This is a genomic window from Methylobacterium sp. Leaf91, assembly GCF_001422815.1.
Lineage (GTDB): Bacteria > Pseudomonadota > Alphaproteobacteria > Rhizobiales > Beijerinckiaceae > Methylobacterium.
The window spans coordinates 46,885-63,179 of sequence record NZ_LMMP01000014.1; the positions used below are offsets into that span (position 1 = coordinate 46,885).

At 67.3% G+C, this 16,295-nt stretch carries 11 protein-coding genes; 5 read left to right on the plus strand and 6 right to left on the minus strand.

From position 1 onward, the window contains the following. The first annotated feature begins 99 nt into the window (after positions 1-99). Positions 100-3,570: a double-strand break repair helicase AddA gene (gene addA, locus ASF32_RS13145; RefSeq protein WP_056429095.1), complete on the plus strand. Its 3,471-nt coding sequence runs from the start codon at positions 100-102 to the stop codon at positions 3,568-3,570. Here the strand turns inward: addA and ASF32_RS13150 are convergent. Beyond that, entirely contained in the window at positions 3,560-4,834 is a 1,275-nt protein-coding gene (locus tag ASF32_RS13150) for a PQQ-dependent sugar dehydrogenase (RefSeq protein ID WP_056429141.1), read from the minus strand. The genes addA and ASF32_RS13150 overlap by 11 nt on opposite strands. 370 nt (positions 4,835-5,204) lie before the next feature. Between ASF32_RS13150 and trxA the strand changes: the two genes are divergently transcribed. Then, positions 5,205-5,525, plus strand: coding sequence for a thioredoxin (trxA, locus tag ASF32_RS13155; RefSeq protein WP_056429100.1), 321 nt, complete (start codon positions 5,205-5,207; stop codon positions 5,523-5,525). 172 nt (positions 5,526-5,697) lie between these two features. Here trxA and ASF32_RS13160 read toward each other — a convergent pair whose 3' ends face one another. From ASF32_RS13160 to trpA, 4 genes are all read right to left on the minus strand, one after another. Then, positions 5,698-6,519, minus strand: a complete 822-nt coding sequence (locus tag ASF32_RS13160) for a hypothetical protein (protein WP_056429104.1) — start codon at positions 6,517-6,519, stop codon at positions 5,698-5,700. Positions 6,520-6,852: 333 nt separating this feature from the next. Further along, positions 6,853-8,178 (minus strand): folylpolyglutamate synthase/dihydrofolate synthase family protein, encoded by a 1,326-nt coding sequence (locus ASF32_RS13165; RefSeq protein ID WP_056429106.1) that lies wholly within the window; start codon positions 8,176-8,178, stop codon positions 6,853-6,855. Positions 8,179-8,206: 28 nt separating this feature from the next. Then, on the minus strand, positions 8,207-9,109 hold the full coding sequence (gene accD / locus ASF32_RS13170; protein ID WP_056429110.1) for an acetyl-CoA carboxylase, carboxyltransferase subunit beta: 903 nt from the start codon (positions 9,107-9,109) through the stop codon (positions 8,207-8,209). 80 nt (positions 9,110-9,189) lie between these two features. Continuing rightward, positions 9,190-10,005, minus strand: coding sequence for a tryptophan synthase subunit alpha (trpA, locus tag ASF32_RS13175; RefSeq protein ID WP_056429145.1), 816 nt, complete (start codon positions 10,003-10,005; stop codon positions 9,190-9,192). 385 nt (positions 10,006-10,390) lie between these two features. Between trpA and ASF32_RS13180 the strand changes: the two genes are divergently transcribed. Genes ASF32_RS13180 through gluQRS form a run of 3 tightly spaced genes read left to right on the plus strand, consistent with a single transcriptional unit; the run spans position 10,391 to position 13,647 of the window. After that, positions 10,391-12,445, plus strand: a complete 2,055-nt coding sequence (locus tag ASF32_RS13180) for an ATP-binding protein (protein ID WP_056429148.1) — start codon at positions 10,391-10,393, stop codon at positions 12,443-12,445. Positions 12,446-12,493: 48 nt separating this feature from the next. After that, a complete protein-coding gene (locus ASF32_RS13185; RefSeq protein ID WP_056429114.1) occupies positions 12,494-12,784 on the plus strand; it encodes a hypothetical protein in 291 nt (96 codons plus the stop codon). Then, entirely contained in the window at positions 12,781-13,647 is an 867-nt protein-coding gene (gluQRS, locus tag ASF32_RS13190; RefSeq protein ID WP_056429118.1) for a tRNA glutamyl-Q(34) synthetase GluQRS, read from the plus strand. Before ASF32_RS13185 ends, gluQRS begins: the two co-directional genes overlap by 4 nt. A gap of 131 nt (positions 13,648-13,778) precedes the next feature. Here gluQRS and ASF32_RS13195 read toward each other — a convergent pair whose 3' ends face one another. Beyond that, positions 13,779-15,857 (minus strand): M23 family metallopeptidase, encoded by a 2,079-nt coding sequence (locus ASF32_RS13195; protein WP_056429122.1) that lies wholly within the window; start codon positions 15,855-15,857, stop codon positions 13,779-13,781. Between the last annotated feature and the right edge of the window lie 438 nt (positions 15,858-16,295).

Genomic DNA, 16,295 nt, shown 5'->3' on the forward strand with positions numbered 1-16,295 from the left:
GGGGTGCCCTGAAAGAATCGTCCCGCCGAACATAGGGTGCTTTGGCGGGGCGATCATCCTTCTCTATGAAGAGACGGAGCCAAGCCCGGAGCAGACAGGTTGCCCTTCGTCGTCGACGATCTCACCAAGGCGAGCCAGCGCCGCGCCGCCGATCCCCTGGCCTCGGCCTGGGTCTCGGCCAATGCGGGGGCGGGAAAGACCAAGGTTCTCACCGACCGCGTCGTGAGACTCCTGCTGAACGGCGCGCCGCCGGCACGCATTCTGTGTCTCACCTTCACCAAGGCGGCCGCCGCGAACATGTCGATCCGGGTGTTCCGCACCCTCGGGCGCTGGGTCACCCTCGACGATACCGCGCTGACGGCCGAACTCACCGAACTGACCGGCAAACCGCCCGCCCGCCGCCTGCTGAAAGTGGCGCGGCGCCTGTTCGCCCGTGCCGTCGAAACGCCGGGCGGCCTCAAGATCGAGACCCTGCACGCCCTGTGCGAGCGTCTGCTGCACATGTTCCCGTTCGAGGCCAACGTCCCCGCCCGTTTCCAGGTGCTGGACGAGAACCAGGCCTCCGACATGTTCGCCGCCGAGACCGACAGGGTGCTCGCCCTGGCGATGACGGCGAGGAACCCCGAACTCCGTGCGGCCTGGGACCGCGTCGGGCCGGAGGCCACGGGCGACACCCTCCGCTCGGTCCTGCGCGCGGCGATGCGGGCGCGCTCTCTGTTCGACGGATCCGACGGGCTCGCCGCGCCGGTCGCGGCCTTGTCCGAGGCCCTCGGTCTGCGCGCCGCCGACACCGCGGAAGCGATCCTGGAACGGATGCTTACCGGTGGGCTCGACCAGTGGAGCGAGCTCGCGCAGCGCCTGCGCACGGGAAAATCCACCGATGAGGGGCTGGCCGACAAGCTCGTGGCCGCCGAGGCGGCGAAGGACCCGATCGAGAAGCTCGATCTCTACCGTTCGGTCTTCTTCACCGAGAAGGGGACGCCGAAAGCCGACAAGAGCCTCGGCACCAAGGATGTCCCCGCCGAGGTCAAGGAGGCCCTTCTCGCCGAGCGGGACAGGCTCGACCCGCTCTTCGATACGCTGCGCGCGGCGCGGGCGCTGGAGCGGACACAGGCCCTGTTCGTCCTGGCCTCGGAGATCCACCGCAGGGTGGAGAGCCAGAAGGCGCGGCTCGGCGCCCTCGATTTCGACGACCTCATCCACAAGGCCCTCGATCTGCTCTCGCGGGTCGATGCGACCTGGGTCCTGTACAAGCTCGATCGCGGCATCGACCACGTCCTCGTGGACGAGGCGCAGGACACCAATCCGCGCCAATGGGATATCCTGCGCCGCATCACCGCCGATTTCGCCAGCGGCGAGGGCGCCCGCGAGGTTCTTCGCACCCGTTTCGCGGTGGGTGACCCCAAGCAATCGATCTACAGTTTCCAGGGCGCCGAACCACGCGAATTCTCGACCGTGCATCGTGAATGGCGCACGGCCTCCGAGCAGGCCGGTCTGCCCTTCGAGGACGTGACGCTGAACCTGTCGTTCCGCTCGACGAAGGGCATCCTCCGCGCGGTGGACGCCACCTTCGCCGTGCCCGAGCATTACCAGGGCCTGTCCTTCGACGATGCCGCCGTGGGCACCACCCATGAGACGGCCCGGCGGGAGGCGCCGGGGGTGGTGGAGATCTGGCCCGTCGAAGTGCCCGCCGAGGAAGAGGAGCCCGATGCCTGGGCGGCACCGGTGGACGCGCCAGAGGCCAACGCGCCGTCCATCGTCACCGCCCGCCGGGTGGCGCGGGCGGTGAAGGCCTGGACCACGACCGGGGACGAGGGCGGCCGCGTCTGGCGTCCCGGGGACGTGCTCATCCTGGTGCGCAAGCGCTCGGCGGCGTTCGAGGAGGTGATCCGCGCCCTGAAGCTCTGCGGTGTGCCCGTGGCGGGCCAGGACCGCCTGGACATCACCGCCCATATCGCGGTGAACGACCTCGTCTCCATCGGCCGGGCGGGGCTGCTGCCGGCCGACGATCTCACCCTGGCCGGCGCCCTGAAGACGCCGCTGGTCGGGCTCGACGACGACGACCTCGTTCGCATCGCCGCCGGCCGCGAGGAGGCGGAGACGCTCGAGGATGCCCTGGCCCGCCACGCCGAAGCGGGCGATCCGGCCGCGAGACGTGGGCATGCGGCCCTCACATTGTGGATCGACCTGGCGGCCCGGCACGGGCCGTTCGGGTTCTACGCGAGCCTGCTCGGGCCGCATGAAGGACGGATGAGGCTGGTATCCCGCCTCGGTGGCGAGGCAGGGGATGCCATCGACGTGTTCCTGATGAAGGCGGCCGAGGCCGAGCAGGCCTCCGAGGCTCCGTCGCTCGATTGCTTCCTCACCCGCTACGACATCACTCCGGGGCGCGGCGTCAACGGCCTCACCGTCAAGCGCGACCTCGAATCCGGTCGCAACGAGGTCCGGGTGATGACGATCCACGGCGCCAAGGGGCTCGAAGCACCCGTTGTAGTGATGATCGACGGATGTGAGCCGCTCGGGCGCAACGATCCGCAACTCCTCGCCATGCCGGGCGTGCGCGGCCGAGTCCTGCCGCCGGTCTGGGCCGGGTCGAAGTCGCAGGATACGCAGGCTGTCGCCGCCGCAAGGGCGGAGCATCAGGCCCGTGCCCGCGAGGAGCACAATCGTCTCCTCTATGTGGCCCTGACCCGCGCCGCGGACCGCCTCACCATCGCGCCCTATCGCGGCCACGAGGAGCAGGGCGAGAATGCCTGGTGCGAGATGGTGCGGAAGGGGGTGGAACAGATCCTGGGGGCAGGCGAATCCATCGAGACAAGCTACGGCCCCGCGCTCCTTTGGCGCGAGGGCACAGCGGAACCCGTCGCAGCCCGGTCCTCTGCGGGTGATGAGGCGATCTCGTCGATTCCCCCCTGGTTGCGGCAAGTGGCGCGCAGCGAGGTCGAGGTCGCGCCGCCGCTCAATCCCTCCGGGGCACTCGGAGCGGCGGATGGGCAGCGCACGCTGCCGCGTCGGCAAGCGAACCCGCATGCCCGCCGCCGTGGTATCCTCATTCACTCGCTGATCGAACACCTTCCCCGCCTCGAGCGGCATCAGCGAGCGAGCGCTGCTTCCGCCTTCGTCAAAGCACGGTCGCCGTCTCTCTCGGTGCCGGAGCAGGAAAGGTTGGTGACGGACGTCCTGCGACTGGTGGAGGATCCTGCCCTGGAGGCACTCTTCGCCAGCGATGCGAGGGCTGAAGTCGCGGTCTCGGGACGCGTCAGCGTCGGCGGCGAAGAGCGGGCGGTCTTCGGACGGATCGACCGCCTGAGCATCCGCCCCGACAGGATCGTGCTCGCGGATTTCAAGACGAGCCGGCCACCGCCTGATCGCGCCCCGGTTCCGGGCGACGAGGCGGCGCAGGTCGCACTCTATGTGGCACTCCTACGGGACATCTATCCGGGACGTCCCGTCGAGGCGCTGCTGGTCTGGACCTCGGGGCCGGTCATCCGCCATCTCGGCGAGCCCACCATTTCGGCGGCGCTCGCCTCGCTGTCGAGTCGTCCGGCTCAGCCCGGCATCAAGGCGTGAGCTTGAGGATCTGTCCGTCCGGGCCGTCCGTCACGGCATAGACCGACCCATCGCTGGCGACCTTCACGTCGCGGATGCGGTGATCGAGGGGGATGCGCTCCTCGGTCACCACCTTGTCGCCGTCGAGCTTCAAGGCAACGATGCCGCCGCTCACCAAGCCGCCGACGAGGAAGGCGTCCTTCCAGGCCGGGAACAGGGTGCCGTTATAGAGTGCCATCCCGGACGGGCCGATGACCGGGTCCCAGTAATAGACCGGCTGGACCGTACCGCCTGCCTGGGTCTTTCCTTCGCCGATCTTCTCGCCGCTATACTCGATACCGTAGGTCACCTCCGGCCAGCCGTAGTTCAGTCCGGGCCGGGGGCGATTGAGCTCGTCGCCGCCGCGCGGCCCGTGTTCGACGGTCCAGAGGCGTCCCTGCCCATCCAGGGCCGCGGACTGCACGTTGCGGTGCCCGTAGGACCAGATTTCGGGCTTGGCCTTCTCACCGCCCGTGAACGGGTTGTCCTTCGGCGCATTGCCGTCGGTGTCGATACGGAAGACCTTGCCGAGGCCGCTGGTGAGGTCCTGGGCCTGGACGCGCGGTCCCTTGTCCGAGCGCTCGCCGACGGTGACGAACAGCTTGCCGTCCGGCGCGAAGACGAGGCGGGAGCCGAAATGCTTGTCGCCCTCATAGGACGGCGTCTGGCGGAAGATGACCTTCAGGTCGTCGAGACGGCCGCCATCTTTCTCCTCGATCAGCTTGGCGCGGGCCACCGTCGTTCCGTTGCCCTTATCGCGCGGCTCGGAATAGCTGAAATAGATGAGACGGTCGGAGACGAAGCTCGGGCTCAGCGCCACGTCGAGGAGACCGCCCTGGCCTCGCGCGTCCACCTTCGGAACGCCGGCGATGGGCTGGCCGAGCGTGCCGTCCTTGGCGACGATGCGCAGCTTGCCGGCTTTCTCCGTGACCAGCATGCGGCCATCCGGCAGGAACTCCATGGCCCAGGCGCTGTCGAGGCCCTTGGCGACGACGGCGCTCTGCACCTTGGTGGCCTCGAGGGGCTTCGGAGCACGGGTCTGGTTGGGAAGCAGGGGCTTGTAGGTGGTGTTGGCGGGTTCCGTTTCGGCGGGCTCTCCCCCCTTGGCCTCGTGCTGGGGCGCCGCGAAGGACTCGCCTCCGATCCTCGGCTGAGGCGTTCCGGAATTGCCATCCTGGGCGAACGCACCGGTGCCGAGGCTCAGGGCGGCGAAGGAGGCAAGCAAGGTCGGAGAGATGCGCGTCACGTGGTGATATCCTCCATGGCCGGCTTTCAGGAAACCAGCTCTTGGCCTGTTGCGAAGCTCGATCGCCGGACGGCGGCCGAACTCATCTCGCACCGGCTTCATCGGGGCGTGCGTGATGGAACGCTCGCCTCAAGGATCGCCGATCACAGGAGGAGATGGGGCGAGGCGATGGCTTTGGCGAGGGGCAACGTGATTCACGCGCCCCACATCCCGCCGGGTCGAACATCGGTGGATGATGCATGCGGGAATCGGACGGCTGTCCCGCCTTGGGCATCTTACGCCTTGACCGTCCCGGTTCACGTCGCCAACTCTCGTTCTCAAGCTGGCGCAGGCAATGTCGCGCCGCCCGTGGAATGTGAAAGGGATCGTGATGGCGACGGTAAAAGTGACCGACGCGAGCTTCGAGCAGGACGTTCTCAAGTCCGTCGAGCCCGTGGTCGTGGATTTCTGGGCGGAATGGTGCGGCCCCTGCCGTCAGATCGGCCCGGCCCTCGAAGAGATCTCCGCTGACATGCAAGGCCGGGTGAAGATCGCCAAGGTCAATGTCGACGAGAATCCCGGCATTGCCGCCAAATATGGCATCCGCTCGATTCCGACCCTTCTCATCTTCAAGGGCGGTGAGCTCGCGAGCCAGAAGGTCGGTGCGGCTCCGAAGGGCGATCTGTCCCGTTGGATCCAGGCCAGCGCCTGAGCGCATTCGCTAAGCTTTCGAGGAAAAAGCCCGGCCGTTCATGGCCGGGCTTTTTTTATGTCCGGTGGAGCGCACCGGCCGGTGCTTGCCGTGGTTCGGAAACGAAAAAACCCGGCCATAAAGGCCGGGCTTCTCCGTTTCGAGACCTGTGTCGACGTTGCGACGTATCGGCTTAGTACGAGCCGAACTTGTAGTTCAGACCGGCGCGGACGACAGCGAACTCGGTCTCACGAGCCGAGGGGCTGAGCGTGAGCACGTCCGTGGCAGGGTTGTAGACGGAGCGGGCGCCGCGGCCATCCTGCTCGAGGTTCACGTAGAGGCCTTCGACCTTCAGCGTCACGGCCGAAGAGCGGAAGAAGTTCAGGAACGAGTCGGTGGGGAGAGCGTACTCGATACCACCACCAGCGGTGTAGCCGGTGCGGAAGTCGTCGCCACCAGCGCCGCCGTCGCCGTAGGCGAAGCCGCCGGTGCCGTAGAACAGGACGCGGTCGAAGGCGTAACCGACGCGGCCGCGAACCGTACCGAAGAAGTTCATCTCGCTACCGGGAGTCCGGACAGCGGAGCCACCAGCAACACCCGGGGTGCCGGTGAAGCTTACAGCCGAACCGGGGAACAGACGCGAACGGTTGCTGAAATCGGTGTACTGAGCGTCAGCTTCGAGACCGACGACCAGGCCCGAGCCCGGGGTGAACTGGTAGTTGTAGCCGACCTGACCACCGCCAACGAAACCTTCGCTGTTGTTGCCGTTGCCGACCGACAGAACACCATTGGTGGTGCCCGAGTTCAGCACGGAGCCGGCCGGGAGGTTGTAGCGGTTGCTGTCGCTACCGGCGTCGAAGCCGTAACCGGCGTTGATACCGAAGTAGAAGCCGGTCCAGGTGAACACCGGCACCGGCACGAAGACCGGCGGTGCAGCGCGACGCGGAAGGTCGGCGGCGGTGGCCGCAGCCGTGAGGGCCGTGAAGGCCGCGAAAGAGGTAAGAAGCTTTTTCATCGTTGATCCCCAGCGAGTTGCCCGATCCACAATCAAACTAGTCGATTTTGGGCAGCTGAGATGTAGCGCAGGAGCCACACCCAATGCCCGATGCCACAAGTGTGGCTGCTTCGGTGAAAAGCGGGGATCGTTTCGGGGCTTCGGCGCCGGACAATAAGGACAGACGTTGTCTCCGTCACGCCGCCTCGGCGCCCGAGACTCTCGATCGCGGCGGTTGTCCAAGAAAAACGATGTTTTAACCCTGTCGGAAGCTGGCGACGATCCCGCCGGAGGGTTCGCCAGACTTCGCAATCGCAATGAACGCCCGAGCCGGCGGCGAATCCGCCGGCGCGATCAGGTCGGGGGCGTACCGTTGGCGGTCAGGACGTTGCCCGCGAGATAAAGCGAGCCGCAGATGAGGATGCGCGGCGGCTGCTCGAAGGCGAAGTCGGCGAGGCTTTCCAGGGCGGCCTCGACGCTGGAGGCCACATAGGCGGTGAGGCCGACATCGGCGGCGATCTGCGCCACCTCCTCGGCGGGGCGTGCCGCCATCTGACCTCCGATCGGGACCGCGATCAGACCGCGTGCCAGCCCGACGAAGTTACGCAGGAATCCCTCCGCGTCCTTCGTGCCGAGCAGGCCCGCCACCAGGACCAGCGGCACGTCGCTACGCTCGCCGAGATCCGCCATCGCGGTCGCGAGGATGCGGCCACCGTCGATATTGTGGCCGCCGTCGAGCCAGAGTTCCGCGCCGGCCGGTGCCATGTCGGCGAGGCGGCCGCGGTTGAGGCGCTGCAGGCGACCCGGCCACTCGACTTTGTTCAGACCGGTCTCGATGGCCTCGACGCCGATATCGCCGAATCCCGCGGCGCGCAGGGCGGCGATCGCCGTTGCGGCGTTGGTGAATTGGTGACGTCCGTTGAGCCGGGGCTGCGGCAGGTCGAACAGGTCGAGCTCGTCCTGGTAGACGATCCGACCGCGCTCGGCATGGACGGAGAAATCCTGGTTGCCGACCCGGATCGGCGTGGCGCCGATCTCTTCGGCGAAGCGGCAGAGGACCGAATCCGCTTCCTTGTAATCCTGGGCGGCGATGATCGCCGGGCAGCCGCGTTTGAAGATGCCCGCCTTCTCCGTCGCCACCGCCTCGACGGTATCGCCGAGATATTCCGCATGGTCGCGACCGATCGGCGTGACGACGGCCGCCGCCGGACGATCGATCACGTTGGTGGCGTCGACACGCCCGCCGAGGCCCACTTCGAGCAGGAGCACGTCCGCCGGAGCTTCCGAGAACAGGAGGAGGGCCGCGGCCGTGGTGATCTCGAACACGGTGATCGGTTCGCCGGCATTCGCGGCCTCGCAGCGCGCCAGGGCGTCGGCCAGCTGGTCCTCGGGCACGTAGCTGCCGCCGCCCACCGCGCCGATGCGGATGCGCTCGTGGAATCGCACGAGATGCGGTGAGGTATAGACATGCGCGGCGAGACCGCCGGCTTCGAGGATCGCCCGCATGAAAGCGATGGTCGATCCCTTGCCGTTGGTGCCGGCCACATGAATGACCGGAGGCAGCTTGCGCTCAGGGTGTCCGAGCCGTTCGAGCAGGCGCTCGATCCGCCCGAGGGACAGATCGATCGTACGCGGATGAAGGGCCAGGAAGCGCGCCATCAGCGCGTCGGAAGAATCCATGGATCGGCTCGCCGTATCGCGCGTGGGCTCAAGCCGGTTCGGCAACGGCGCCCGCGCGCGCCGGTGTCGCCGCGGGCTGGTTCATCAGCAAACCGCAGAGCCGTGAGATCGTATCCTTCAGGGCATGCCGATGCACGACCTGATCGACCATTCCGTGTTCCTGCAAATACTCGGCACGCTGGAAACCGTCGGGCAGTTTCTCTCGGATCGTCTGTTCGATGACGCGAGGCCCGGCAAAGCAGATCAGGGCGCCGGGTTCGGCGAGATGGACATCGCCGAGCATGGCATAGGAGGCGGTGACGCCCCCCGTGGTCGGGTTGGTGAGTACGACGATATAGGGAAGCTTCGCCGCTTTCAGCCGACGGACCGCCACCGTGGTGCGGGGCATCTGCATGAGCGAAAGGATGCCTTCCTGCATGCGCGCGCCGCCGGAGGCCGAAAACAGAATGTAGGGCGTGCGCTTGTCGAGGGCCGTCTCGGCGCCCCGCACGAAGGCCTCTCCCGCCGCCATGCCGAGCGAGCCGGCCATGAAGGCGAAGTCCTGTACGGCCAATGTCATCGGCAGGCCCGAGACCCGGCCGAAGCCGATCTTGAAGGCGTCCGGCATCCCGGTCTTCGCGCGGGCATCCTTCAGGCGGTCGGCGTAGCGCTTTTCGTCGCGGAACTTCAGCGGGTCCGTCGCCACTTCCGGCAGCGGCACGTCGATCCAGGTGCCCTCGTCGAACATCATCTTGAGACGCGCTTGCGCGCTCATCTTCAGATGGTGCTCGGAGCCCGGGATGACCCAATGGTTCCCCTCGACTTCCTTATGGAACACCATCTGCCCGCTATCGGGGCATTTGACCCACAGGTTCTCTGGGGTCTCGCGCTTGAACAGGGTCTTGATCTTGGGGCGCACGACCTCCGAGATCCAGTTCATGGGTTCAACCATCGTCGACTGACCATTCTTGAGGGAAGGGGTCTCGGATGAGCCGGAGACCGGCTCGCGGAATTATCGGTCCGGGGCAGCGCTCAGGCGGAACGCCCGCGCACGCCCTCGGCCAGTTCGCGCACGAGGGCGCTCACCGCTCCGGCGGCGTCCCGGCCATCCACGACGGCCCGGTGGACCACGTCGACCAGAGCCGACCCGACGACCACCCCGTCCGCGCCCTTGGCGATCTCGGCCGCTTGCGCGCCCGTCCGAACACCGAAACCGACCACCACGGGCAGCTCCGTATGATTGCGGATACGGCCCACCGCCTCGGCCACCCGGCCGAAATCCGGTGTCGCCGTGCCGGTGATTCCATTGATCGACACATAATAGACGAAGCCGGCCGTGTTCGCGAGGACGGCGGGAAGGCGGCGCTCATCCGTGGTGGGCGTCGCCAGCCGAATGAAGGCCAGGCCCTTCGCCAGAGCCGGCAGACAGAGCTCGTCATCCTCTTCGGGAGGAAGGTCGACGACGATCAGCCCGTCGAGTCCCGCAGCGACCGCATCGTCGAGAAAGCGGTCGACGCCGTAGGCGTGGATCGGGTTGTAGTATCCCATCAGGATGACCGGCGTGGCGGTGTTGCCTTCGCGGAAACGACGGACGAGGCCGAGGGTCTTGACCAGGTCCTGTCCACCCTTCAGGGCGCGCAAGGCCGCCGCCTGGATGGCCGGCCCATCGGCCATCGGGTCGGTGAAGGGGAGCCCGAACTCGACGATATCGGCGCCGGCCTCCGGCAGCGCCTGAAGCACCTTCAAGGAGGTCTCGGCATCGGGATCGCCCGCCATCACGTAGGTCACCAAGGCGGCGCGCTTCTCCGCGCGGCAGCGGGCGAAGGTGGCCTCGATGCGGGTCGGCATGGAGCCGGAAGCGTCCGGCTGCGAAGAAGTTTCTGACAGCGAAAGGGTCATGGTGCCTGCGTCTCGCGGGCTACCCTCGGGGGAGGGGCGGCCCAGGAACAAGCCGTCGCGCCTACACCATCGCGGCCTGCCCGTGAAGCGCGACGCGTCGAGCCGGCCGGCATCCGATGCGTCCATGACGTCGCCGATGCGGATCCGGCGATGCTCCGTTTCGCGGCAAGAAAGCCTTAAGCTCCTTTCGAAAGCCGTCCTTCAATCTCACATGCGATCAAGGGGGTATGCGAGGGACCGGAATGGAGCGAGAGCGGGACGGTGGGCAACGATGCCCCGCTGCACCATGTCCGGGCCGGCGGCGATCCGCCCACGCTTCCGGACGGAGAGGTCGATGATCGCACCGGAGGTCGTTCTCGTCCTTACCCTCTTGGCGGCCATCGCCGCGATTTACGCGGCTGCCCGCGCGCGGCGGCAACCGGCCGCCGACACGACCGAGATCGAGCGGCTACAGGACAGCATCTGGCGGATCTCGGAAAGCGAGGAGCGCTACCGCGCCCTCGTTGAGGCGACCACCGACGTCATCGTCCAGCGGGACGCGCAGGGGCGCATCACATTCGCCAATGATGGGTTCGGGCGTCTCTTCGGCGTGGAGCCCCTGACGTTGCTCGGCTCGACGGCCGAACTCGAGATCCTGGAGCAGGGAGTCCGCCAGCAGCATCCCGACGGCGTCACCCGCGTGGAGATGCAGGTCCGCCCCGTCGACGGCATTCCACGCTGGTTCTCCTTCATCGAGACGCGCGTCACCGGTGTCGGCGGTCGCACGCAATGGCTGCGGGCAGGCTCCGACATCACCGAGCGAATCGAATCCGCCCGCTCCCTCGATGAGGCGCTCCATCGCGCCGAGGCGGCCAATGTCGCCAAGTCGCGCTTCCTCGCCACCGTGAGCCACGAAATCCGCACGCCGCTCAACGGGATCCTCGGCATGGCCGATCTCGTCCTCGATACCGGCCTCGATGCCGAGCAGCGGACCTATGTGGAGGCGGTGCGGACGTCGGGCCGGGCCCTGCTGACGCTCATCGACGGCATCCTGGATTTCTCGCGGATCGAGGCAGGACGCCTCGACCTGTCGGCGGAGCCGTTCGATCTCCGCGCCGTGGTGGAGGGCGTGGTGGAGCTCCTCGCCCCCCGCGCGCAGGACAAGGGTATCGAGATCGCCATCGACGTGGCGGACGACGTCCCTGTCGAATTCATCGGGGACGCGGACCGCATCCGGCAGATCGTGGTCAATCTCGCCGGCAACGCGATCAAGTTCACCAATCAGGGCGGGGTCGGCGTCACGATACGGTGGGCCGCCCCCGACATCGTCCTGGCGGTCTCGGATACGGGATCGGGCATTCCCGAGGCTCGCATCCCCGCTCTGTTCGAGGAATTCGAGCAGGGCGACAACAGCGCCAGCACCCGCCATGAAGGAACCGGCCTCGGCCTCGCCATCACCCGCCGCCTCGTCACGCGGATGGGTGGGGGCATCAATGCGCATTCCGTCATCGGCCGTGGCAGCACCTTCACCGTGCACCTGCCCCTTCCCGTCGGCGCTGTGGCGGATGGTGAACCATCCCCGGTGTCGCTGCAGGGCCGCAAGATCCTGATCGTCGCCGATTCGCCCTATCAGGCTCCGTTCCTCGCAAGGCGGCTGTCCCGGTCGGGGGCGTCGGCGGTGGTGGTGGCGAATGTCGAGGCCGGGCTCGATACCCTGTCCGGCGTCCCCTTCGACGCGGTGATCGCCGACCGTGCGCTGGGCGACGAGAACGTGCGCAGGCTCGCGGCGGAGGCGAAGCGACGGGGCGTGCGCTGCAGCCTCATCCTGCTCTCCCCCTTCGATCGGCGCGAGTTCGGTGCGCCGGGGGCGGCCGGCTTCGACAGCTATCTGATCAAGCCGGTGCGGGCGCGTTCCCTGTTCGACAGGCTCCTCGTGCCGACCTCGTCCATCGAGCATCCCGGCTCGTCCATGCCGGGTCCCAGCGCCGCGGCGGAGCCGACGGGAAGCCCGCGCGCGGCCCCGCATATCCACGTGCTCCTCGCCGAGGACAATCCGATCAATGCACTTCTGGCCACGAGGGCGCTGGAGCGTCTCGGCGCCACGGTCGTTCTGGCGCGGGACGGGTCCGAGGCGTTGGCCCGGCTCGATCATCCCGCATCCCGGTTCGATCTCGCTCTCATCGACATCCGCATGCCGGGGATCGACGGTCTGGAAACGGCGCGGCGCCTGCGCGCCAGCGAGGCCGAGCATGGTCGCGCTCCGCTTCGATTGGTGGCCCTCACGGCCAATACCGGCCGCGAGGACGAGCGGGCGGCGCGCGAGGCGGGGTTCGACGAATTCCTGGCAAAACCCCTCGACCTCAAGGCCTTGCCCGCTCTCCTCGAACGCCGTTCCGCCGCGGCGGCCTGAGCGGCAATTCGCGTTGACAGCGCGCGGCGAGCAAGCGAACACGGGGCCATGCACGCACCTAGCTCGCCTCCTCCCGATGCTTCGGCACCGTCGAACCGGGATGGTCTCGTGGCCTGGGCCGTGGCGGCGACGGTGGTGGTCACAATCCTGATCGGCACGTTCGCGCCTGCTTCGCACGGACGTTCCGGACATGGTGCGGCGGCCATCGACGCATCCTGCGCCGAATGGAGCGACGGCTGCACAATCTGCCAGCGTTACGGCGAGGAGACGGCCTGCTCCCTTCCCGGCATCGCCTGCGTTCCGCAAGCAAAGCAGTGCCTGCGCCATTCCGGGGGATGAGCGAAGCGTCCGCCTCAATCCGGCTTCGGTTCGCGCCGAGTCCCAACGGGCGGCTTCATATCGGACACGCTTACTCGGCCCTGGTGAACGAGACATTCGCCGCGCGGCTCAGCGGTGACCTCTGCCTGCGGATCGAAGACATCGATCCGGTGCGCTCGCGCCCGGAACTGATCGCCGCCATCGAGGAGGATCTCGCCTGGCTCGGGATCGGGGTCAGCGGGGCCGTCCGGCGCCAGTCGGAGCATCTCCCGGCCTATCGGCATGCTCTGGAGGGGCTGCGTTCGCGCGGCCTCGCCTATCCCTGCTTCTGCTCCCGTGCCGCCGTGATCGAAGCCGCCGGACCTGTACCGTCCCGCGATCCGGACGGGGCGCCTCTGTATCCCGGCACCTGCCGCGTCCTGTCTGACGAGGAACGGGCGGCCCGCCTCGCCGCCGGCCTGCCGCATGGCTGGCGGCTCGACATGGCGCATGCTCTCGCGCGGAGTCCCGGCCCGCATCGCTTTCGCTGTCTCGATGCCGCTCATGCCGAAACGAGCCATGTCGCCGATCCCGCCCGCTGGGGCGATGTGCTGATCGCACGCCGTGACGTCCCGACGAGCTATCACCTCTCGGTGGTGATCGATGACGCCGTCCAGGGGATCAGCCACGTGGTGCGCGGCGCGGACCTTTTCGCCTCCACCGATCTGCATGTCCTGCTGCAGGCTCTGCTCGGCTATGACGGCCCGGCCTATCATCACCACGCCCTCGTCCTCGGGCCGGACGGGACGAAGCTCGCCAAATCGCGCGGCTCGGAATCCCTCGGCGATCTGAGAGGGCAGGGCGTCACGCCGGCGGAGATACGCCGACGACTCGGTTTCGCGTGAGGCGAGGGCGCCTCATACCAAGTCTCACTGAACCCGACCCTTAAGTCAGGTTCAGTGAGGTCCGGCGGATGAAAGCCGCCGCGCCGTCGCGCGGGCAGACCTCGATGAGTCAGGCTCAGCGAGCTCTGGTATCAGCGCGTGGTCGTGCTCTGGGCCATGGCGGCGCCGGTGCGGGATTTCTGCATCGTGCCGTCGATCTGCTCGCGCTGGCGCGTGAACTCGGTGAGCATCCGCCCATCGAGTTCGCGTCCGCGCGGTACGCGGATCTTCATCGGGTCCACGAAATGGCCGTTGATGATGACCTCGTAATGCAGATGCGCACCGGTGGAGAGGCCGGTGGAGCCGACATAGCCGATCACCTGACCTTGGCGCACCTTGGCGCCCGACGTCACGCCCCGGGCGAAGCGGGACATGTGGTTGTAGGTGGTGACGTAGCCGTTGATGTGCTGGAGCTCGACCCGTCGTCCGTAGCCGGAATCCCATTCCGCCTTGATGACGGTGCCGTTTCCGGCGGCGACGATGGGCGTGCCGATCGGATTGGCCCAGTCGACGCCGGTATGCAGCTTGGCATAGCCGAGGATCGGATGGCGACGGTAGCCGAAGCCCGACCGCATGATGCCGTCGGCGATGGGTTTGCGGATGAGGAACTTCTTCAGCGAGCGCCCCTGCTCGTCGAGATAATCGATGGAGCCGTCATCGGGCGATTGGAAACGATAGACCTTGCGGACCTCACCGCCGAGGTTGAGCGAAGCATAGAGCAGTTCCGGCCGGTCCAATGCGACCTGACCGCCTTCCTCGTCATAGGTATAGAAGACGTCGAGACTGTCCCCGTTGGAGATCCGACGCTGGAAGTCGATGTCGTAGCTGAAAATCCGCACGAGATCTTCGACCGTCGCACGCGGCAGGTCGTGCCGTGCCGCCGTCTCGTAGAGGCTCTGGTAGAGGCGAGGGCCCGAACCGCCATTCTCATCCTCGTCGTCATCCCCGGATTCGGAGGCGACCGGAGCCTTGCGGGCCGACTTGTCCTCCACCGCCTGCGCCACGGAAACGAAAGCGCCGCGATCGTTGATGGCCGCCGTCGCCTCGACCCCGTTCTCGCCATAGAGGGTGACGCGGGTCACCTGTCGCGGATCGCCGGGCTTCGGGCCCGGTGCGATCTGAACGCGGAACTGTTGCCCCTCGGCCAGCTCGCCGACACGCGCCCGTCCGCCGAGCGCCGCCACGATGCCCTTGATCTGCTCGTCATTCGCCTGGCCCGTCGCCTTCAGCAAGGCTTCGAGCGTGTCGCCGCGCTTGATCGCGAGGTCGCGATCTTCCACCAGCGGCGTCTCGCCCTGGCGCAGGCTGGTCTTGGCGAGATTGGTGACGTTCTCCGGCACCACCAGGACTTCGATGGATTTGAACGGACTCGCATCGCCCGATGCCGGCGACATCCCGCCGAAATCCGGCGAGGCGATGCCCTGCTGAAGGGCCCGCGACAGCATCAATTGCGGAGCGATGGGAAGCGCCGTGCGTCGCCCCGCCTCCGCCGCGAGCCGCTTCTCTTCCTCGACCTGCGCGGTGACGGCGTCGTCCCCGAGGGCGGGCGTGGACGCCTCGATGGGCATCGTCGTGAGATCCCGCTTGATCACGGTCACTTCCGCACCGGGGGCATCCGCCGCGCTCGGCTCGGATGCCCGTTCCAGCGGTTCACTGGAGACGAACTTCATCGGGTCGAAGCGCGGCACTTCGGCCGAGAAGACACCCGTGGACATGGACAGCGCCGTCGAGATCCGGACGAAGGGGCGGACCTTGATGATCTCGCGCTCTCCGAGACGGACCGTCACCGGGGAGCGAAACGTCTGCTTGGCGGAGGCGATCATCAGGTTACGGACGAGGCGGTCGCCTTTCCGCGCGAGGTCGGCGGTATCGTCGCTGGGGGCCGGCCGAACGACGATCTCGGCATGTTCAGGTACCGCGGCGAAGGAAACGTCGCCCTGCAGCGACACGTAGATCGCCGCTCCGATCAGTCCGGCCCCGGTCAATCCGGTCAGCGCGCTTGCGCAGAGCCAACGCAAGTTGACGTCCCGCCGGTCGATCCGCGTGGCATCCGTGACGAACAGATCGAGGGGAGCGTCGGTGGCCCGCCCCGGATGCGGTTGGCGCGGATCGGCGCTGCTCGTCGGAGCTCCGATCTTGAGCCGCCCGCGCCCCGCATGATTCCCTCGCAAGCGTATCTCTTCTTATCAGGAGGTCGGCCGACCCTCGTTCGACAGGGGGCGGCGGGAAACGATCTGCGGCGGACGATATCCGCCAACGGTCGACATGTCGAAGTCGAGCATGTCGACATTGAGGCGTGGCGGGGAGAGCTCCTGTGCTCTTACGGGATCACGAGAGGGGAGGGCGCCGAGGTATGGAGCGGAAACCTCCCGGCAACCCACCAGCCGACCGAAGCACCAGGGCTTATATGAAGGAAAGCGGCTGGGCCGAGGTCGCTATGCGCCGAAATTACGCTTTGCCGACAAAGAGTTATGGTCCTTGTTTCATGGGATTGTCGCGAAAGTTTCAGTGTCCTGTCATTTTGGCATTGACGAGAGTGAGGGGTGGGTCTAGAAGCCTGTTCATCGGCGGCGGCCAGCGGGGACTTCGGTTCGGCGGGCGGCTGTTGT